Origin of the sequence: Candidatus Merdisoma sp. JLR.KK011, assembly GCF_036941125.1 — a bacterium.
GTDB lineage: Bacteria > Bacillota > Clostridia > Lachnospirales > Lachnospiraceae > Laedolimicola.
The window spans coordinates 1738636-1759096 of sequence record NZ_JAYWSZ010000003.1; the positions used below are offsets into that span (position 1 = coordinate 1738636).

At 51.1% G+C, this 20461-nt stretch carries 16 protein-coding genes; 1 reads left to right on the top strand and 15 read right to left on the bottom strand.

Going from position 1 to position 20461, the window contains the following annotated elements:
* Positions 1–42: 42 nt before the first annotated feature.
* From VV089_RS09475 to VV089_RS09490, 4 genes are all read right to left on the bottom strand, one after another.
* Positions 43–1473 (bottom strand): 6-phospho-beta-glucosidase, encoded by a 1431-nt coding sequence (locus VV089_RS09475; protein WP_334336235.1) that lies wholly within the window; start codon positions 1471–1473, stop codon positions 43–45.
* Positions 1474–1521: 48 nt separating this feature from the next.
* Positions 1522–3426, bottom strand: coding sequence for a beta-glucoside-specific PTS transporter subunit IIABC (locus tag VV089_RS09480; RefSeq protein ID WP_334335707.1), 1905 nt, complete (start codon positions 3424–3426; stop codon positions 1522–1524).
* 13 nt (positions 3427–3439) lie between these two features.
* A complete protein-coding gene (locus VV089_RS09485) occupies positions 3440–4267 on the bottom strand; it encodes a PRD domain-containing protein (protein ID WP_334335708.1) in 828 nt (275 codons plus the stop codon).
* Between the two features lie 224 nt (positions 4268–4491).
* Positions 4492–5679 (bottom strand): hypothetical protein, encoded by a 1188-nt coding sequence (locus VV089_RS09490; protein ID WP_334335709.1) that lies wholly within the window; start codon positions 5677–5679, stop codon positions 4492–4494.
* Between the two features lie 458 nt (positions 5680–6137).
* On the opposite strand from VV089_RS09490, the gene VV089_RS09495 reads away from it, so the two are divergent.
* Entirely contained in the window at positions 6138–7415 is a 1278-nt protein-coding gene (locus VV089_RS09495) for a tRNA(Met) cytidine acetate ligase (RefSeq protein WP_334335710.1), read from the top strand.
* Position 7416: 1 nt separating this feature from the next.
* On the opposite strand, the gene VV089_RS09500 is transcribed toward VV089_RS09495, so the two are convergent.
* The 11 genes from VV089_RS09500 to rhaB all read right to left on the bottom strand — a co-directional run bounded on the left by VV089_RS09500 (position 7417) and on the right by rhaB (position 20454).
* Positions 7417–8061: an HAD family hydrolase gene (locus tag VV089_RS09500; protein ID WP_334335711.1), complete on the bottom strand. Its 645-nt coding sequence runs from the start codon at positions 8059–8061 to the stop codon at positions 7417–7419.
* Between the two features lie 25 nt (positions 8062–8086).
* Positions 8087–9451, bottom strand: coding sequence for a PFL family protein (locus VV089_RS09505; RefSeq protein WP_334335712.1), 1365 nt, complete (start codon positions 9449–9451; stop codon positions 8087–8089).
* Between the two features lie 23 nt (positions 9452–9474).
* Positions 9475–9744: an ACT domain-containing protein gene (locus VV089_RS09510; protein WP_172540631.1), complete on the bottom strand. Its 270-nt coding sequence runs from the start codon at positions 9742–9744 to the stop codon at positions 9475–9477.
* Positions 9745–9779: 35 nt separating this feature from the next.
* Entirely contained in the window at positions 9780–10577 is a 798-nt protein-coding gene (locus VV089_RS09515; protein WP_334335713.1) for an MBL fold metallo-hydrolase, read from the bottom strand.
* A 154-nt stretch (positions 10578–10731) separates the two neighbouring features.
* Complete coding sequence (gene coaE, locus VV089_RS09520) at positions 10732–11322, bottom strand: dephospho-CoA kinase (protein ID WP_334335714.1); 591 nt, start codon at positions 11320–11322, stop codon at positions 10732–10734.
* 57 nt (positions 11323–11379) lie between these two features.
* Positions 11380–14019 carry a DNA polymerase I gene (gene polA, locus VV089_RS09525; protein ID WP_334335715.1) on the bottom strand — a complete coding sequence of 880 codons (2640 nt, stop codon included), beginning with the start codon at positions 14017–14019 and terminating at the stop codon, positions 11380–11382.
* A 69-nt stretch (positions 14020–14088) separates the two neighbouring features.
* A complete protein-coding gene (locus VV089_RS09530; protein WP_172540626.1) occupies positions 14089–14418 on the bottom strand; it encodes an anti-sigma factor family protein in 330 nt (109 codons plus the stop codon).
* Positions 14419–14571: 153 nt separating this feature from the next.
* The gene (locus VV089_RS09535) at positions 14572–15687 is read right to left on the bottom strand and encodes an Ldh family oxidoreductase (RefSeq protein ID WP_334335716.1); all 1116 of its coding nucleotides are present in this window, start codon (positions 15685–15687) and stop codon (positions 14572–14574) included.
* 256 nt (positions 15688–15943) lie between these two features.
* Positions 15944–17011, bottom strand: a complete 1068-nt coding sequence (locus VV089_RS09540; RefSeq protein WP_334335717.1) for a class II aldolase/adducin family protein — start codon at positions 17009–17011, stop codon at positions 15944–15946.
* Between the two features lie 514 nt (positions 17012–17525).
* The gene (locus VV089_RS09545; RefSeq protein WP_172543168.1) at positions 17526–18782 is read right to left on the bottom strand and encodes an L-rhamnose isomerase; all 1257 of its coding nucleotides are present in this window, start codon (positions 18780–18782) and stop codon (positions 17526–17528) included.
* Positions 18783–19047: 265 nt separating this feature from the next.
* Positions 19048–20454: a rhamnulokinase gene (gene rhaB, locus VV089_RS09550; protein ID WP_334335718.1), complete on the bottom strand. Its 1407-nt coding sequence runs from the start codon at positions 20452–20454 to the stop codon at positions 19048–19050.
* Positions 20455–20461 lie beyond the last annotated feature (7 nt).

Here is a 20461-nt window from a genome sequence, read left to right on the forward strand (position 1 = left end):
ACTGCGTCCGTCCCTCACCTATTCTCATCCAAAAACCCGATGCTAAACATCAACCCCATTCCTGGCAATCACATCCCGATACCAATAAAAACTATCCTTCCGAATCCTCCTATAAGACCCATTCCCCTCATCATCCTTATCCACATAAATAAACCCATACCGCTTCCGCATCTCCCCCGTACCAAAGGAAACCGGATCAATACATCCCCAGACCGTGTATCCCAAAAGATCCACACCATCCTCATCTACAGCCATCACCATCTGGCGAATATGATTCCCCAGATACTCAATCCGGTTCCCATCGTGAATCTGCCCATCCTCAAGCCGATCCTCATACCCAAAACCATTTTCCACAACAAACAGCGGAAGCTGATACCTGTCATAATACTGATTCAGCACATAACGAAGCCCCTTCGGATCAATCGTCCATCCCCAGGGCGTCATCTCAAGATACGGATTCTCCACCGCATCCAGACTTGCGGCCAGATCATCCCCCAGCTTTTCCACTTTAGGATCTGCACTCATCACACTGCTGAGATAATAGCTAAACCCAATAAAATCCACACATCCCTGCTCCATAGCCGCCAAATCCTCCGGCGTTATATCAAAGACGTAACCCCTCCGTTCCCAATCCATTTTCACATAGGAAGGATAACGGCCTCTGGCATGAACATCTGTAAAGAAAAGATTCTTCCGATCCTCCTCCATAGCCAGCAGCACATCATCCGGATTACATGTCCTGGGATAAACAGGCGTAGCCGCAGCCATACAGCCAATCTTAAACTCCGGATTTATCTCATGCCCCAGCTTCACCGTCATAGCGCTGGCCACAAACTCATAGTGGGCCGCCTGGTAAACCGTCTTAAGACGATCCTCCCCCTCCTCAAACAAAATGCCGGAATTTGTAAAAGCATAAATTCCATTGGAAAGAATCATCTGGTTATTGATCTCGTTAAAGGTCATCCAATATTTCACCTTATCCCGGTACCGCTCCATAACCGTCTCTGCAAACCGTACAAAAAAACCAATCATTTCCCGGCTCCGCCATCCCCTATACTTCTTCACCAGGCCAAAAGGCATCTCAAAATGAGACAAAGTCACCACCGGCTCCATCCCATGAGAAAGAAGCTCATCAAACAATGCATCATAAAACCGCAGGCCTTCCTCATTGGGCGTCTCCTCATCCCCGTTGGGAAAGATCCGGCTCCAGGCAATACTAGTCCTAAAGCACTTAAATCCCATTTCCGCAAATAAGGCGATATCCTCCTTATAAAAATCATAAAACCGAATTCCCTCATGGTTGGGATAATACTTTCCCTCCACAATGCCGTCCGTAATCTCTCTCGCCTTCGTCCTGCTCCCGGCCGTCATTACATCTGCAATGCTTAAACCCTTACCGCCGGCCTGGCAGGCTCCCTCTACCTGGTGGGCAGCCACAGCGCCGCCCCAAAGAAAATTCTCTTTCATGGCAATCTCCTTTTCCGTTTCATTCTTGGCAGCTTCCTTTTTACCAATACTCTTTTACTTAATCACCTGGTAAATCGCTTCGCCTGTCTCAACCTGCTTTTTCCCCAGGACGCATATCTCCTTATAATCATCCGCATTCGTCACAAGCACTGGTGAAATCAGAGAATATCCCTGCTTTTCAATAAAATCCATATCAAATTTAAGGAGAGGCTGTCCTTTCTTCACCTTATCCCCCTGTTCCACCAGAGTCTCAAAGCCCTGTCCGTCCAGCATCACCGTATTAAGCCCAATATGAATCAGGCGCTCCGTACCGTCCTCCGCCGCAATCCCAATGGCATGCTTTGAGGGAAACAGCACGGAAATCACTCCGTTGCAGGGAGCCTTCACCTCGCCAGCCGAAGGCTTCACCGCTACCCCCTGTCCGGCCACGCCGCTTGCAAACACCTCATCCGGAACATCCTTCAGCTCCACAACCTCGCCTGACAGAGGAGAACAAACCTCAAGACTCTCTTCTCCTGCCGCCTCTTCACTGTCTGTCCCGGCAATCTCAAGGGCGGCGGACAGCTCCGGATTCTTCTCATCCCCATGCTGCTCCGGCTCAAAGGCCTCCTTATCATCCTCTGTAATTCCCCAGAAATACGTAAGCAGAAGTCCAACCGCCAGGGCTGCCGTAATTCCGATGAGATATCCTGCAAAAGGCGAGTAGGTCCGCATGGCAAGGGCAAAAATATTGTGGAACACATAAGCGTCACAGGTCACATGGAAAGCTCCGTTGATCGCTCCGCCCACGCCTCCGGCAATGGCAACTACAGCCATCAGCCGCTTATAATTCATCACAATACCATAGAGAATCGGTTCCGTCACACCTGCACAGATGCCGGTGATAATTGTGGGGCCCGCAATCCCGCGGATCTTCGAATGCTTCTTTCCCTTCAGATAAACGCCGACGGCAATGCCAATCTGCGCAAAAACCGCACAGACAGCCGCGCCCTCAAGGACATCGCCTCCAAACATCTCCAGGTTCTGAAGGGTTACCGGCGTAAATCCCCAGTGCAGTCCCAGCATCGTAAGGAAGGGATATGCAGCGCCCAGAATAAGTCCTGCAATCAGACTGTTAAAGTTAAACAACGCCACCACGACATCCGAAACCCCGTTGCCCACAGTTGTTCCAAAGGGTCCGAAAAGAATCACCGTAAAGGGCACCATGATCATTACAGACAGCATGGGAACCAGAAAGAGCTGCAGTTCCTGTTTGATAATCTTCTTAAGGCCTTTCTCCAAAAGACTGTAAATAATCACTGCAATAAAAATCGGGAAAATCGTTGCCGCATAATCAATAGGCGTTACCGGAATCCCAAGGAAATTCACGCCCTCGGCACTCAAAAGTCCCGTAAAGTTCGGCTCAAGCAGGGCCGCTCCAATGGTGCCTCCCACATAAGGATTGGCCCCAAACTGCTTAGACAGGGTAATTCCAAGGAACACAGGCAGGAAATAGAACACTGCGTTGCCAGCCGCTGACAGAATCAGATAGGTCGGATCCTCATATCCCATAATTCCAAACTCTGTAAAAAGCGTCAGCAGCGCCTTCACCATACCTGCACCTGCCAGCGCCGGAATCAATGGAGAAAATGCACCGGAAATTACCTTCATGGCACGGCTCATCAGGCTCTGATTTTTGCCTTCTTCCTTTTTGGAGCTGCCGCTTCCTCCTCCAATCCTGGCAATGGACAGGATGGCTTCGTAATAGTCATGGACTGCCGGCCCAATCACAACCTGATACTGTCCGCCGCTTATCACCACCTGCAGCACGTAGGAAAGCTTATTTAAAGCCTCTTTATCCGCTTTCCCCTCATCCTTCAATTCAAAACGCAGTCTTGTGGCGCAGTGCACCAGACTGTTGATATTTTTTTCTCCGCCCACCAGGGCTACAATCTGTTTTGCTTCCTCAGTGTATTTCATAGCGCACTCTCCTTTAATTATTCATTCGATTCAGATGAAGTGTCAGATAAAGCTCCTCGCCCTCGCTGACCTCCCATCCATAGGTTTGGTGAAGAAACCGGGAAATCTTTCTGGCACATTTGTAATCCTCAGGACACTTCTGCGCAATGACAGCCGCAATAGACTCGTCAATTTCCAGCCGCTCCCCACTCATCTGCCGTTTCACAAAATAACGCACATGGGTCACAAACCGGCTCACATCAAAATTGTCCTCCTGAAATTCCCGTCCATAATGCAGCTTACTGATATTCAGAATATTCTGGATAATCTTCGTATACATCATGGTCTCTTCCATGCCGCTTCCGCTGGAATTGGCATTGATAAAATGCAGAACGATAAAAGCCGCCTCCTGCTCCGGAATCTCATAGCCTGTCTTTTTGCTCAAATCTGCTACGACCTTCCTTGCAAACTCATATTCCTTTGGATAAATCAGCTTAATATCCCATTCCAGAGGCGTCCCGAAATGGATGCCCTCCTTCATGCGTTCCAGCAGCATTCCCAGGTGATCTGATAATGTCAGCAAAATACTGTCGTTGCAGCGGTAGCCAAGCTGCTCCTCGCCCTCCCGGACAATACCGCTGGCCAGTTCGATATCATCCACAGTGATGCGCTTTAAGAGACTGTCAAAATCTTTTTTACCGTTGTCTCCGTTCAGTACAAAATGCTTTTCAACGAGAGCTTCCCGAACGGGATCTCCGGGCTTACACCCGAAGGCCACCCCCCTGCCCATGACAACCGCCTCCTGTCCTTTCCTGTCCCGCACCAGCGCCACATTGTTGTTCAGTGCCTTAATCAGCTTCACGGCTGTCCCCTCCCCTTCGTTTTTCTTTCGTCCTCTGCTTTGCATCCTTCCTGTTCTGCAAAACAAAAAGGCATGACTTCAAAGATGTACTATGTACATTCTTCCAGTCATGCCTGCATTACCAGTAACACTCTAAAAATATCTTAACTACCACAGGAGGGTTTGTCAAGTACTATTTTTCAAAAATATTCAAAAACTGGCCGCAGCAAAGCCTGCTCTTAAGCCTACCTGCCGATAAATCCCTCATACTCCTTCACATTTTCCGAATCCACAATAAATACCGGCTCATAATCTTCCGCCCCCAGAACATAATCCCAGGTTCCATCCAGGTAATCGAGCAGCTTCCGAATCGCCGTCTGCGTCATAACAGGATTGTAATACACCGACATCAGGCCATCAAAATAAGTATCCGCCGCAGCACAAAGCTCCTGGTTATCTCCTCGGAGAACCGCATACATCTCCTCCATACCGCCCACCGCAGACATATAAACCGTCAGAGCCTCCAGATCCCCTTTCACACTCTCATCAAAGGTGTCCCCGCTCAGAACCTCCAGAAAAGCCATAGACATCTCATCATCCATGGAAAATATAAACATCGTATGAGCCGTAGACTTGGCCGCCTCAATCCAGGAAGGCAGATTGCTCCCAATGTATTCCTTCGCCTTCTCATTGGACCACTCACAATTATATTCAAAATAATTCTCCGTGCACAGCCTGTCCACCTCTTCCTGGGTCCAGATCTTCCCTTGGTTTACCTCCTCCATGGTATAGATCCGGTCACCTTCCGCATCGTAATAATCCTCCTGTCCCATTAGGAACCTTTGAAAGCCCTCAAGCCTCCGCTCCGACACCGTAGAAGCATCACCGGAAAACTGAACCAGCGTACTGTCCGGCGTCATTCCATTGGTAATCAAATAATAGGCAACGGCAACTCCCGACTGCCAGTTATCACCGGAATAATTCAGAACAGCGCCATTCATGGTACTCTCAATAATTCTGTCATAAGAAATCCAAGGAATTCCCGCATCCGTCAAAGCCTGCTGCCCCTCCCCGGCCGCCTCGTCACAGCCCCAGAACATCACTCCCGCCGCATCCTGATTGGCCAGAATCTCCTGCACCTGCTCATTCTGTGTCTCCCCATTATCCGCAATATAATGAGTAGCCGCATAATCCCCATGAATGCCCATATTAATCTCATCCACAAAAGCTGCCGCATAAGCCGCCCCCTGACCCGTCCATCCGTGGTCCGGAGCCGCCGTCATCACATAAATCTGATTGCCAAGAGGCGCCGCTTCCTCCTGCCCCTCCTCCGTTTCCGCCAAACCCGGCTCTTCCTCCTTTCCTCCCTTACAGGAAGCAAGACCAGCCGTCATACACAACACAAGCAAAACCGCCAACACTTTCTTCATCATATATCCGCCAACTCCTTTTCCATTCGTTCCGTTACCGCGTACATCATAACATTTTGCACCCAATCTTACAATACAAAACCCCATACACATATTTCCCAATTTCCCCTTCTTTTTTGTGCACATTGCAAAATATCCCCAAAAACCTCCCCCATTTCCAGGGGATGCGGCAAAATAAGACAGCCTCCCTTTCCAATATCCAGTGTCCGGCTGTTGGCGCACACGCTGTCTGATATTGGCGGACTAACATACAAGACCTCCAACAGGCGAAGCCTGCCACCCAAGCCCAAACGTTAGTCCGCCAAGAGCAGACAGCGTGTACGCCAACCGTCCGAACACAGGATATGGAAAGGGAGGCTGTCTTATTTTGCCGCATCCCCGTCCGCCCCCTTTACTCCCCCGTCCTCCCATGCTAAAATAACCCCATATCACCCTAAGGCGCCAAGCAGAAAGGAGCCCCCATGAAAACCGTAGGAATCATAGCCGAATACAACCCCTTCCACAAAGGCCACGCCTTCCATCTCCAAAAAGCAAAATCCCTCGCCGCCGCGGACTACGCAGTCGTTGCTATGAGCGGCCCCTTTACCCAGAGAGGCCTCCCAGCCTTAACCGACAAATACACTCGGGCCAAAATGGCCCTGGAAAACGGAGCCGATCTCGTCTTGGAGCTCCCTATCCCCTACGCCGCCGGAAGCGCCGAGGCTTTTGCCCAAGGCGCCGTATCCCTTTTGGAAGAGCTGGGCATCATCGACGCCTTGTGCTTTGGCAGCGAATGCGGAGATGTGAACGCCCTTTCCTCCTACGCCCGTCTTTTCGAAGAAGAGCCAGAGGACTACAAAAGCCTTCTAAAATACTATCTGAAACAGGGATTCTCATTCCCGGCCTCCAGAAGCAGAGCCGCCGAAGAATATCTCCATTACACCGAGCACGTCTGCGTCTGCTCCCGGGACGATGCCGACTGCCGACAGGAGTCCGAGCTTCTTGAGCATCCCAACAACATACTGGGAATCGAATACTGCCGCGCCCTCCTAAGCCGCCGCAGCAGCATCCGCCCCATAACCCTGCGCCGCGTCTCTGCAGGCTACCACGACACCGCCATGGACAGCGAATTCGCCTCCGCCTCGGCTATCCGGAAAGCCATTCAAAGGGAGGGCCTGTCTGCGTCCGTAGAGGCCCAGCTTCCCAAAGCCTCCTTCCGGCTTCTAAAAGAGGCTTTCAAGGTCTGCCCTCCCCTCACCATAGACGATTTTTCCTCCCTCCTCTTCTACCGCCTCCTCACCCTCTCCCGGCAGGAGCTCTCCTCCTTCCAGGACATCTCCCCGGAACTGGCTGCGCGTATAGAAAACAACCGATTCCGCTTTACCTGCTGCACTGCCTTTGCCGATCTCTTAAAAACAAAGGATCTGACCCACAGCCGCATCACCCGTGCCCTCTGCCATATCCTGTTCGATCTTCGCCAGGCAGAGCTGGACGCCTTAAAAGCAGAGGGCTGGCCCGTCTACCTAAAACCCCTGGGCTTTCGAAAAAGCGCCGCCCCCCTTTTAGCCGCCGTCAAGGAAAAAGGCGCCTCGCCGCTTCTTGTAAAAGCGGCAGACGCCCAGACAATTCTCACACCAGTTCAATATGCACTTTTTGAAAAAGACGTCCTCGCAGCCCATATCTGCGAATCCGAGAGCCTGTGCCGGTATGGCGCAGACTTTATCCACGAATACACCCGGACACCCGTCATACTGCCTTGAGTCAGACATCCGTCCCTTTCACAAAGCCCAGAATCTCTTCCGGCTTCTCCAGCCGGTAAGTAGCCTCAATCCCATCCGGCATCAGGCTGCCCCAGAGAACCAGCCCGTGATCCACCCCGGCATCCCGGGCGCAGGCCATGTCGTGGACACTGTCTCCCAGATAAAGAACCTCTCCGGGCTCTGCTCCCGTCCGTTTCAGATATTCCAGCATGGGATCAGGAAAAGGCTTGCCTTTCCTCGTATCACTGGATGTCACAACACAGTCAAAATACCCCCCAAGCTCCCGGTCACGGAAGTCCGCCTCATACTCAGAGCGTGTTTTGGAGGTGATAAGTCCCAGATGAACCTCTCTTCCGCTCAGCTTCTCCAGTGTCTCTTCCATCCCCGGAAACAGCTGTCCCGGGGATTCCTTTGCACAGGATAAGTATTCTTTTTCCCATCTTTTATGAGCTTCTGCCGGATCCGGAAGCTTCAAAGCCTCCATCGCTGCTCCCCCTGGGATGCCAAAGGAAAATCTAAGATCCGGAAGTTTTGCATCCTCTCCCCAGTATTCCCTCAGAACCCTCTCCAAGGAAATCATATGGATCTTCACCGTATCAATCAGTGTGCCGTCAATATCAAACACCAAATGCGAATAAGTCCTCATAGCTGTCCCTCCCTGCAGCTCCTGTCTAATTCTTAAAGGAATGGATAGGAGCCGGAATTCTCCCGGTACGCCCCACAAAAGCGTCGCAGGAGAAGCGGTTCACCGGCATAATAGGCGCATACCCCAGAAGACCGCCGAATTCTACCATCTCTCCCACATCCTTGCCAATCACCGGAATCAGGCGTACTGCCGTAGTTTTCTGATTCACCATGCCGATAGCCATCTCATCTGCAATGATGCCGGAAATGGTCGCTGCCTTCGTATCCCCAGGAATCGCAATCATATCCAGGCCTACCGAGCAGACACACGTCATAGCCTCCAGTTTCTCTATGGTCAGCGCCCCGGCCTGTACCGCGTCAATCATTCCCTGATCCTCGCTGACCGGTATAAAAGCTCCGCTTAAGCCGCCTACATAGGAGGAAGCCATCACGCCGCCCTTTTTCACCTGGTCATTGAGAAGGGCCAAGGCCGCCGTCGTTCCGGGCGCGCCGCAGCGCTCCAGGCCGATTTCCTCCAGAATCTCCGCTACGCTGTCTCCGATGGCCGGAGTGGGAGCCAAAGAAAGATCCAGGATTCCAAAAGGAACTCCAAGCCTTTTAGAGGCTTCCTGTGCCACAAGCTGGCCCACCCTCGTCACCTTAAAGGCCGTCTTTTTAATCGTCTCGCAGAGAACCTCAAAGCTCTCCCCCCGGACCTTTTTAAGTGCGTGCTTCACAACACCGGGGCCGCTGACCCCCACATTGATAATGGCATCCGCCTCTGTCACTCCATGAAAGGCTCCTGCCATAAAAGGATTGTCATCCGGCGCGTTGCAGAATACCACCAGCTTGGCACAGCCCAGGGAATCACGCTCCTTTGTATACTCCGCCGTCTTTAAAATCATTTCACCCATCAGACGCACGGCGTCCATATTGATTCCGCACTTGGTCGAGCCTACGTTGACAGAGCTGCATACCCTGTCTGTTTTGGCAAGGGCTTCCGGAATGGAACGGATTAAATATTCCTCCCCTTTTGTCATACCCTTGGATACCAGGGCGGAAAAGCCCCCGATAAAGTTTACGCCCACCTGCTTTGCCGCCCGGTCAAGGGTCTCGGCAAGGGTTACATAATCCTTCGGCGAACGGCAGGCCGCTTCCCCAATCAAAGCCATGGGCGTTACGGAAATCCGCTTATTTACAATGGGAATTCCAAAATCGCGCTCAATGGCCTTTCCCGTGGCCGCCAGATCCTTTGCCACAGTCGTAATTTTGTCGTAAATCTTCTGGCTCAGCCTATCCAAATCGGAGTCGATGCAGTCCAAAAGACTGATTCCCAGGGTAATGGTGCGCACGTCCAGGTTGTCCTGCTCGATCATCTGGTTGGTTTCTCTTACTTCATATAAATTAATCATAAATACATTTCCCCCTAGGTTCTTTAGATCCGGTGCATCTGGTTAAAAATTTCTTCCTGCTGGCATTTGATTACAACGCCAATCTCCTCTCCGATCTGCTCCAGCTCCGAAGAAAGGCTTTCAAAGGACTTTACCTTTCCTGTGTCCACTACCATCATCATATTGAAAAAGCCCTGTACAATGGTCTGGGAAATGTCCAGAATGTTTACTCCGTTCTGTGCCAGATAAGTGCATACCTTTGCAATAATGCCTACCGTATCCTTTCCTACTACCGTAATAATCGTTCTTTTCATAGTGTTCCTCCTATTCCAGTTCCGTAATATCCCGCTTATATCTCAACACAAGGCGATATCTCATCCCGGCTGGCAACGCTGATAGGGAAATCCTCTGGCTGGTAAGGCGTATCCCCAAGCTGAATCTCCAGCCTTACCGTCTCCCGGGCCAGTTCGGCATAATTGTTCTCCTTGCTCAGATGCCCCAGAAACACGGCCTTGAGATTGTCATGGAGCACCCGGCAGAGAAGCTTTCCTGCAGACTCGTTGGACAGATGCCCCCGTTCCCCGGCAATCCGCCGTTTCAGATAATAGGGATAGCCCCCCACCTCAAGCATATGTATATCGTGGTTCGCTTCTAACAATAATACATCAAGATCCTTCAGATTGTCCACCGTATAATCTGTATAAACGCCTAAGTCCGTAGCCACTGCAGCCGAACGCCCCCCGCAGGCTGCCCGGTAAGCCACCGGCTCCGCCGCATCGTGGGAAATCCGAAAAGGAGAAATCTTCAAATCCCCAATGAAAAAGGACGCATCCGCCCCAATCTCCACAAACAGCCCTTCCTCTATCTTTCCAAGACCGTCCATCCCACGGATAGCCGCCGCCGTCCCCGGCGTGGCATAAATGGGAATCTCATATTTCCGGGCCAGCACGCCAAGTCCCCGGATATGATCCGAATGCTCATGGGTGATGAGAATTCCATTCACATCCGTTCCTTTCAGATCCAGATCCTTAAGGCCTGCTTCCACTCGTTTCCCACTGATTCCTGCATCAATCAGGATATGACTGCTCCCGGAACCAATGTAAATACAGTTGCCGCTGCTTCCGCTGGCGATACTGCACATTCTCATATCTTTCGTTCTCCTAATCTAGACACGCAGTCCCCGGCTCCTTTCTGCCGGCGCCTGGCAGACTGTCAGCTTCTTCTAAAAGATACGCTATTTCAAGCGCTTTGTCAATCTGCCCCGGCAAAACCAAACAGCAGAACTCCCGGCAGGTTACCGGTCACGAAGTGAGCAGCCCCTGTATCTCTTTATAAGCCTCCTCTATACAACCGCTGTTGTCAATCACCGCCTGGCAGTGCTTCCGGAATTCCTCATCCGAAAGCTGGCTGGCAAATACAGCCGAAATCTTCTCATCCGAATACCCCCGGGATGCCCTTAAGCGTTCTCTGCGCACCTGGGGTTCCGCATAAATATACCACAGCTCGTCACAAATTTCCTCATAATGATCCTCTATCAGCAGAGCCGCCTCAATCACGAAAAGCTCACAGCCTCCTTCTTCCCCCGCCCGGGCAATTTCTTCCAAAGCCATAGCCTTTACCGCAGGATGGATGATCTGATTCAGGGCTTTCCGCTTTTCCTCATCAGAAAATACCACCGCTCCCAGGGCCCTGCGGTCAATCCTTCCCTCCTGTCCCAGAATTTCGCTGCCAAACAAGGCTGCAATCTGTTCAAAGGCATCCGTCCCCGGCTCCATCACCCGATGCCCGGCTGCGTCCGCCTGGAACACTCTGGCTTTGCAATCCTTTTCCAGAAAGGCCAGAATCTCACTTTTCCCGGCCCCTACGCCTCCTGTAATTCCAATAACCCTCATCCCTTTTAAATTCCTCTGCTTCCCAAAGCCGGATTCCATCCTTTCCCGGCATTGCCGTTAATGGGCCTCGTACCAATTCTTTCCCTGCTTCATATCAATCTCCAAAGGCACCGAAAGCTTAGCTGCGCCGTGCATTTCTTCAGAGAGAATCTCCTTCACCTTTTCCGTTTCCTCACAATGTGCCTCCACCAGGAGTTCGTCGTGAACCTGGAGCAGCAGCCTTGAGCGCAGCCCTTCCTCTCTAAGCCGCCGATCCACCCGTATCATGGCAAGCTTAATAATATCAGCCGCTGTTCCCTGAATCGGCGCGTTCATGGCGACACGCTCCCCAAAGGACCGCTGCATAAAGTTGGAGGATTTCAGCTCCGGCACCTGCCGCCGCCTGCCGAACATCGTCGTCACATATCCTTTTTCCCTGGCCTCCTTTACACAGCCGTCCAGAAATTCCTTGATTCTGGGATATGTCTCAAAATATTTCTCAATATATTCCTGGGCTTCTTTCCGGGTAATGCTCAAATCCTGAGACAGCCCAAAGGAACTGATGCCGTACACAATCCCAAAGTTCACCGCCTTAGCATTGCGCCGCTGAAGATCCGTTACCTGATCAAAGGGAATATGGAACACCTGGGAAGCCGTGAGCCGGTGAATATCCTGAGCCTCCCGGTAAGCCTGGATAAGGTTCTCGTCCCCGGACATATGAGCCAGTACCCGAAGCTCAATCTGGGAGTAGTCTGCATCCAGAAGGGTATAGCCTTCCGCCGGGACGAAAACCTTGCGGATAAGCCTTCCAAGCTCCATACGGATGGGAATATTCTGCAGATTGGGCTCCACGCTGCTTAAGCGTCCCGTAGCCGTAATCGTCTGCTGAAAGGTGGTATGAATCCGTCTGTCCGCCCCAATATACCCTGCCAGGCCATCCGCATAAGTTGATTTCAGCTTTGTAAGCTGCCGGTATTCCAGAATGTGCGAGACAATAGGGTGATCGGGGGCCAGCTTTTCCAGCACCTCCGCCGAGGTAGAATAGCCGGTCTTCGTCTTTTTTCCGCCCTTCATCCCCATTTTATCAAATAAAATAACACCCAGCTGCTTGGGAGAATTGATATTGAATTCCTCCCCAGCCTCCACGTAAATCTCCTTTTCCAATTCCCCTATCCGCACAGCCAGAGCATCGCCATAGCTTTTAAGCTCCTCTGCCTCCACCTGTATGCCTGCCTGCTCCATGGAATGGAGGGTAAATACCAGAGGCATCTCCATATCATGGTAAAGAGCCTCCATGCCCTCGTCCTGAAGGCGCTTCTCCACCAAGGGAAACACCTCATAGAGCACATAGCTTAGATAGCCTGCATAGATGCAGAATTCCTCCGGCTTTTCCTCAAGAATCCCATTCAAGGGCTGCTTTCCGAAAAGCTCTGCCCTGGAAGGCACGGACAGGCTTAAGTACTCTCCTGCAAGCTCCTCACCGGAATAGCTGTCCTTCAAGGGATTCAGTAAGTATGCCCCAATCTCCACATCCCGGAAGGCTTTTGGCTCCTTTACCTCTAAAAATCCGAGCTGCTCCTTAAGCCCTAAGCATACAATCTCCTTCACTCCGGTAAGGGTACGGGACAGCCGCTCGGTAAGCCACCCTTCCGTAAGAAAGCCCTGTACCGGGAAAATGTATACCTCTTCCCCTGATAAGGCCAGAGAAAGAGCCAGTACTGCCCCATTTTCCCGAATCAGTTCAAAAGCCAGGCGCTCCCTCTTCCCTGCTTTTTCAAAAATATTCTCCGCCCCGCCCAGGTCCGACACCGTCAAAAAGCTCTTTTCAATGGCTTCATTGGCCGGGGCTTCCACCGAAAACCGGGACAGCATATTTTTAAATTCCAGCTCCTTTAGTATCTCATAGGCCTCCTGGGTATAAATATTTCCCAGCCGGGCCTTTTCCCAGTCGTACTCGCAGCCGCAGTCAATGTTGATGGTGGCAAGGGTTTTGCTAAGCTTGGCCATATCATAGTGATTGCGCAGAGCCTCCTTTGCCCGGTTCGGCGTGATTTCCTCCACATGGGCATAGGCATTCTCAATGGTTCCGTATTTGACTACAAGGCTGGTAGCCGTCTTTTCCCCGATGCCCGGAACGCCGGGAATGTTGTCGGAGGAGTCACCCATAAGGGCCTTCAGCTCAATCACCTGTAAAGGCGTAATCTGATAGCGGTTGATTACATCCTGGGTATTGTAGTTTTCAATCTCCGTCACGCCCCCCTTGGTCTTGGGCATGCGGATGCGGATGTGCTCTGTGGCAAGCTGCAGAAGATCCCGGTCGCCGGAAAGCACCGTAACTTCCAACCCCCTTTTTTCACTTCGCTTTGCCACGGTTCCCAACAGGTCATCCGCCTCCAGGCCGGCCTTTTCCATAGTGAGGATTCCCATGGCATGGAGCAGCTTTTTCAATACCGGAACCTGCTCGTGAAGCTCCTCGGGCATGGGCTTTCTTGTTCCCTTGTATTCTGCGTACATTTCATGGCGGAAGGTGGGGGCCTTGACATCAAAGGCTACCGTGATATAATCCGGCTTCTCCTCCTCCAAAACCTTGAACAGCGTATTTAAGAAACCGAAAACAGCGTTGGTGTGAAGCCCCTGGGAATTGGTGAGATTGGTCACTCCGTAAAAGGCTCTGTTTATAATGCTGTGTCCGTCAACAAGTAATATTTTTTCGCTCATATTTTTCCTCCGAATCCTCGTAAAATCCCCCTGCCCCGGAACCATTTCCGGCCGAAGGAGCATATGTCCTTAAATGCTTAAAAACTCCATTACCATAATGGCTGTCAAAGCCGCCATAGCCAGTACCTGAGACAGTACATAGTACACCTGAAAAAACTTCCTGCCCCGGATCTGCAGCTCCGATACTCTTAAGGATTCCTCCAGAAGCCTGTGAATATTCTGATCCTTCCCTCCGTCCTCCAACTGGGCCAGGCCGGTGTAGATGGTGTAGTAGATCTCCAGTTCCTCGTAACAGTCCCGGCATATGCGGATATGGGACAGGAAGGCGCTTAACTCCTTGTCTGTCAGCTCTTTGTTAATGTATGGCATTACCATCTGCTCTGCTTCTTTACAGGTCATGGACAGGCTCCTCTCTGTCAATGTATCAGGGGCTGTTGCAAAATAAGACAGCCCCATCATTAGCAGTATACTATTTTCAACAATGAAAGTAAACCTCTGGCGCATTTTCTTTTTATACTTCCATCATATCCATTGCTGTTCACACGTCGCTAATCATTCCTTCGTCTCAAAAGGAAAATGATAATCTAAATTTAATTCATCCCGCAGGCAGATAAGTTCCTTCTGAATGGCGTCTCCCACCGGCACTCCTTTGTCTTTCCGCTCCTGCCATGCCAGATACTCCTTCTCTCCCGCCGTATAGATTCGTTCCGCTCCGGGGGCTACCGTTGAATTCCGCAGTCCGCGGCAGATGCCGCCTGCAATCTTCTTAAATGTTTCCAGACCCATATAGAATTCCGGATTGATAACAAAGAAGAAATGCCCCAGATGATACATCTGATGATTGCCGTCCGCATCCCTGCCGCTCAGATCCAGCATAAAGGGCCCCCCTGCCAAAGCTGCAGAAAGAATCTCCACAACCGTCGTAAATCCATATCCCTTAAATCCGGCAGTCGCTTCCCCAAGTCCTCCTAAGGGTACAAGAGCCGCTCTCCCGGCACGCATTTCTGTAAGGATATTGGCTGAGTCTGTCATGGCATTGCCTTCCCTGTCTACCACCAGCCCGGCAGGCGTCTCCTTGCCGGAACGGGCATAGAACTCAATCTTGCCGTTCTGAATCGGTGAAGTTGCGCAGTCAAAATTGAAAGGGAAATCTTCATCGGTTGGCATGGTAAATGTCAGCGGATTGGTTCCCATCATCGTGTCAATTCCAAAGGTCGGAGCCACGGACGGACGGGCATTGGTTCCGGAAATTCCAATCATGCCGGCTTTGCAGGCCATGGTTGTCCAGTACCCGGCAATTCCATAATGTGTGGAATTGCAGACTGCTCCTCCTGCCATTCCATATTTTTTTGCTTTTTCAATCAGTTTTTCCATCATGCGGAAGCTGGCCACCATTCCCATGCCGTCGTGAGCGTCCATCACGCAGGTGGTCTCCGTCTCTTTTAAAATCTCGATATTCGTCACAGGAAGCAGCGTGCCGTTCTTAATACGATCCAGGTAAATCGGCTTGAACCGGTTGCAGCCGTGGCTTTCAATCCCTCTCCGATCCGATTCCAGAAGCACATCGGCACAAATCGCCGCCTCCTCCCGAGGTACTCCGTATGCCTCAAAAACGTCAATCATAAAATCATTCATTAATTCCCATGATACATAAGGCCTTGTTTCCATACCGCATACTCTCCTTTTTATTACTTTACCTTATCGGACATAGTCCGCCAGCCCCAGAGGGGCATGCATGAATGGGATACCCGCAAGGTATACCCTTATGGGACGAAGTCCCCTCTTCCCGACGGGGTATACCTTAATAATATTCGTTTTATCTCAACAATACAATGGGGTTCTTCACATTCAAAACAAGCCTATAAAAAACCAGGGATTGCCGCACAAACAGCTATCCCTGGTTTTTACAGGCAAAATCAAATTATCAAGCTTGTTTCTTCCGGTAAGACTCTGCTTCCCAGTGGGTGATAAAGTAAGTCAGCTCATCCGTCATGGGCAGGATTCCCCCGAATTTCTCCGCATAATAAGCCACCTTCATGGCGTCTGTCAGAAGAAGCTCGGCATTACCGATCTCCTTCTCGCTCTGGCAGAGGGCAAAGGCTCCCACATTCTGCAAAAGCACAATCTTGGGATAATCGCCTTCCTTCTCCTTAAATGCATTCAGAGCCGTCTCCAGATCCTCGTCCTCTCCCACAAAAAGCGGAAACGCACCGCAGTACACAATGTGATCCGGCGTAAAGGGTTTTAAAAGCGCCTGGGCCTTCTCCCTGCTGCTCACAAAGTGGACAGCCTCACGGATCGGCAGGAACTCCGCCGCGCGGCCCGTAATGGAGTGAAGCTTTGCCGTCAGCTCTTCTCTGCCTTCCGTGCGCACATAAGCCTCCAGCTTGTCAATCACATCCTCCAGTATCCGGTCAATCTCCTCTGTAGTCTCTGCCGCAATAAAGATACCGTGGTTCTGCAGAAGCACAACCTGTACCTCCCGGCCCTGCTCTTCTTTGTAAACCTTCATAGCCTCATTGCAGAGCTTTCCAAGGGTATAACCGGGACGGCAGATGGGAATCCAGATCATCTGCGCTCCGAAAATCTCCCTTGCAAGTCCTTCCCCGCCCTTAGAACAGGTCAGGCCGTTGATGAGCGCCGGATGAATGTGAAGCACATAGGTCTGCGGAAACAGGCTGTGAAGGAGGGCCTCCACACTGGGACGCTTGCTCAGATCTTCGTCGCACCGGGCATCCATAACATCCGTAAGAAAGGCCGCCTCTCTTGCCGCATCCTCCGCCGGATAGTCTTTTTCCATAAGAGCCGTAAGCTTTGCAATATCCATAGCCACAAAGCCGTCGGCTGTAATGGTTCCCAGACTGGTGCCGGAGCATTTTACATAGAGAACCCCGTCCTTCTTGTAAGAGGTATTGCCTCCGCCGGCCAGTACCAGATCCGGATTCTTTCCGTGTTTGTTTGACATCTCCACCAATTTCGTTAAATCAATCATACGTTCCTCCTATTTCAAATCGCTGCGCGATGGCACTAAAGGGTAAAGCTGCTTCGACACACCGGTTATGAGAGAAACTTTTATTCGAAAAAGCTCTCATAAAAGTTCCTCTCGTGCGCCTTTGCAGCTTTACCATTTATTATAATCGCTGCGCGATGGCACTAAAGGGTAAAGCTGCTTCGACACACCGGTTATGAGAGAAACTTTTATTCGAAAGGGCACTCATAAAAGTTCCTCTCGTGCGCCTTTGCAGCTTTACCATTTATTATAATCGCTGCGCGATGGCACTAAAGGGTAAAGCTGCTTCGACACACCGGTTATGAGAGAAACTTTTATTCGAAAGGGCACTCATAAAAGTTCCTCTCGTGCGCCTTTGCAGCTTTACCATTTATTATAGTCGCTGCGCGATGGCACTAAAGGGTAAAGCTGCTTCGACACACCGGTTATGAGAGAAACTTTTATTCGAAAGGGCACTCATAAAAGTTCCTCTCGTGCGCCTTTGCAGCTTTACCGTCTATTTTCGCTTGGAGAGCACTTCTTCCTCGTACTTTTCAATCTCTGCAAACCAATCCTCCTGCACCGGAGCGCCGTTGAGCTCACAGAAATAATTCCACACATCTCCCAGAGGATATGTTTTCATCTCCTCCTGGCGCATCATCAGCTCCGTGAACTTTCCGGCATCCTGCAGCTCTTTGAGCTTCTTATTGGGAGAAAGCAGGGCGTAGAGAAGCGCTTTCTGCATATTGCGCATACCCGTTACCCAGGCGGAAATCCGGTTGATGCTTGCATCAAAGTAATCCAGAGCCAGAAGAACACGGTCAATGGCATCGTTGCGGACAATCTCTTTGGCAATCTCTCTCGTCTCATCGTCAAAGAGCACCACATGGTCGCTGTCCCAGCGCACCCCTCTTGTCACGTGAAGGGCAATCATGTCATTGAACAGCAGCATGGAAGAGATCTTATCGGACACCACCTCGGTGGGATGGTAATGTCCGTTGTCCATCAGGCTGATGATGCCGTTTCTTGCGGCATAATTGATGGTAAACTCACTGGAGCCGACGGTATAAGACTCCATGCCGATGCCAAACACCTTAGACTCCAGGCACACCAGTACCTTCTCCTTGTCATAGGGTACGGCCAGAATCTCATCTAAGGACTGCTTAAATCTTGCACGGGGCCCAAGGCGGTCTGCCGGAACATCCTTCATTCCGTCGGGAATCCAGATATTCATGGCGCAGGGACAGCCCTGCTCTGCAGCCAGATACTCGGAAATCTTAATACATGCGATGCAGTGATCCACCCAGAACTTGCGGACTGTCTCGTTGGGACTTGAGAGAGTCAGGCTGTCCTCTGCCATGGGATGAGAAAAACAGGTGGGATTGAAGTCAAAGGCAACCCCGTTCTTCTTGCCGAACTCCACCCATTTTGCAAAATGCTTAGGCTCAATCTTATCCCGATCTGCCCGCTCGCCGTCCTCAAAAATGGCATAGCATGCATGCAGGTTCACCTTATGCTTTCCGGGAATCAGGCTCAGCGCCTTCTCAATATCTGCCATCAGCTCTTCGGGGTTTCTCGCTCTTCCGGGATAATTGCCTGTAGTCTGAATTCCCCCGGTCAAAGGGCCGTCATGGTCAAATCCGATTACATCATCTCCCTGCCAGCAGTGCATAGAAATGGGAATCCCTTTCAGACGCTCCAGAGCCGCATCTGTGTCTACACCGATTTTCGCATACATTGCCTTTGCTGACTCGTATCTTTCTTTCACATTCATACTTACCATCCTCCTATTCTAAATCGCTGCGCGACAGCACTAAAGGGTAAAGCTGCTTCGACACACCGGTAGTGAGAGAAACTTTTATTCGAAAAAGCTCTCATAAAAGTTCCTCTCGTGCGCCTTTGCAGCTTTACCGTTCAGCAGAAATTTTTTCTAATAAATACTTGACATTTCTTAGCCGGACTAATTATAGCCGCTGCGCGGCAGCTCTGCTAGTTGCGTTTTTATCTCTCCCTGGGCGCCGGGAAGGATATGACTGCTTTTAGGCCCGAAAAGAGCGTATCTCAAAGGAATTGCGGATGCACACCCTTGCATCCCAGATGTCCTTAAGCTCCCCTGCTGCAATCATCTGGGCCGCCAGATTGCCAAGCGCCGTGGCCTCTCCCGGCCCTGCCAGGACTTCCTTCTTTGTATACCAGGCGGTCAGCTCATTGAGATAATCCGCATTGGAGCCGCCTCCCACTACATGAATCTTGTCATAAGTCTTTCCGGTAAGCTCCTCAATCTCCCAGACCGTCTCCCCGTAGCTGCGGGCCAGGCTCTGGTAGATTACCGCCGCCAGCTCTCCCGGTGTCTCCGGCACTGCCTGGTCATGCTTCCTGCAGTACTCCTTGATGGCCTCAATCATGCTGTCTGGGGAGAGAAAGCTCTGATCGTTCACGTCAATCACCGTAGGGAAGGCCGAAACCTCCTCGGCCATCCTGCAAAGCTCGGCATAGCTGTATTTTACCGGAAGCTCCTTGCGGACAGACTGGATCATCCACAATCCCATAATATTCTTCAAGAAACGGAACCGGTAGTCCACGCCGCCCTCATTGGTAAAGTTTGCCCTGCGGCTTTCCTCTCTGCAATCTGCTTCCTTTAACTCCGTTCCCATCAAAGACCAGGTGCCGGAGCTTATGTAGATCACATCCTCCTCTGTGGAAGGAACGGCCAGAACCGCAGAAGCCGTATCATGGGTGGCCGGCTGCATCACCATGCAGGAAAAGCCAACCTCATCAGCCACCTCTTTTTTTAAGGGTCCTACCACTGTGCCCGGAAGGCTGATAGGCCCGAAGATTTCCTTTTTATACCCCAAACGTTCAATCAATTCATAGTCCCAATCCTTTGTCGCAGGACTTACAAGCTGACCGGAAGTGGCGTTGGTATATTCCGTCTTTGCCACGCCTGTCAGCAGATAGTGAAAATAATCCGGAAGCATCAAAAGCCGCTCCGCTTTTTCCATCAGCTCCGGCTGCTGTTCCTTTACGGCCATCAATTGATAAATGGTATTGAAAATCTGCTTCTGGATTCCCGTTCTCCCATACAGCTCTTCCGGAGAAATGATCTCATAGACCTTATGATCCATGCCTTCTGTCCGTTTATCCCGATAGCCCACCGCATCCCCCAGACGCTCCCCGTTCTTGTCAAGAAGAACATAGTCTACCGCCCAGGTATCCACACCCATACTTGCCGGAATCTTACCGAGCTCCTTACAGCGCTTCATCCCGGCTTTGATTTCTCCAAACAGACCCTCTGCGTCCCAGCACAAATGCCCGTTTTTCGGCTTCATGCCATTGTCAAAACGGTAGATCTCCTCCAAAACCATTTTCCCGTCCTCAAGATGTCCCAGAATATGGCGTCCGCTGGAGGCCCCGATATCTACTGCCAGATAATAGGTGTTTCCCATCCCTCTT

Excerpts from the sequence above, each read along its gene's own strand:
- VV089_RS09480 (WP_334335707.1), bottom strand. The coding sequence starts at position 3,426 with ATGAAATACACTGAGGAAGCAAAACAGATTGTAGCCCTGGTGGGCGGA.
- VV089_RS09490 (WP_334335709.1), bottom strand. The coding sequence starts at position 5,679 with ATGATGAAGAAAGTGTTGGCGGTTTTGCTTGTGTTGTGTATGACGGCT.
- VV089_RS09495 (WP_334335710.1), top strand. The coding sequence starts at position 6,138 with ATGAAAACCGTAGGAATCATAGCCGAATACAACCCCTTCCACAAAGGC.
- VV089_RS09500 (WP_334335711.1), bottom strand. The coding sequence starts at position 8,061 with ATGAGGACTTATTCGCATTTGGTGTTTGATATTGACGGCACACTGATT.
- VV089_RS09505 (WP_334335712.1), bottom strand. The coding sequence starts at position 9,451 with ATGATTAATTTATATGAAGTAAGAGAAACCAACCAGATGATCGAGCAG.
- VV089_RS09510 (WP_172540631.1), bottom strand. The coding sequence starts at position 9,744 with ATGAAAAGAACGATTATTACGGTAGTAGGAAAGGATACGGTAGGCATT.
- VV089_RS09515 (WP_334335713.1), bottom strand. The coding sequence starts at position 10,577 with ATGAGAATGTGCAGTATCGCCAGCGGAAGCAGCGGCAACTGTATTTAC.
- coaE (WP_334335714.1), bottom strand. The coding sequence starts at position 11,322 with ATGAGGGTTATTGGAATTACAGGAGGCGTAGGGGCCGGGAAAAGTGAG.
- polA (WP_334335715.1), bottom strand. The coding sequence starts at position 14,019 with ATGAGCGAAAAAATATTACTTGTTGACGGACACAGCATTATAAACAGA.
- VV089_RS09530 (WP_172540626.1), bottom strand. The coding sequence starts at position 14,418 with ATGACCTGTAAAGAAGCAGAGCAGATGGTAATGCCATACATTAACAAA.
- VV089_RS09535 (WP_334335716.1), bottom strand. The coding sequence starts at position 15,687 with ATGGAAACAAGGCCTTATGTATCATGGGAATTAATGAATGATTTTATG.
- VV089_RS09540 (WP_334335717.1), bottom strand. The coding sequence starts at position 17,011 with ATGATTGATTTAACGAAATTGGTGGAGATGTCAAACAAACACGGAAAG.
- VV089_RS09545 (WP_172543168.1), bottom strand. The coding sequence starts at position 18,782 with ATGAATGTGAAAGAAAGATACGAGTCAGCAAAGGCAATGTATGCGAAA.
- rhaB (WP_334335718.1), bottom strand. The coding sequence starts at position 20,454 with ATGGGAAACACCTATTATCTGGCAGTAGATATCGGGGCCTCCAGCGGA.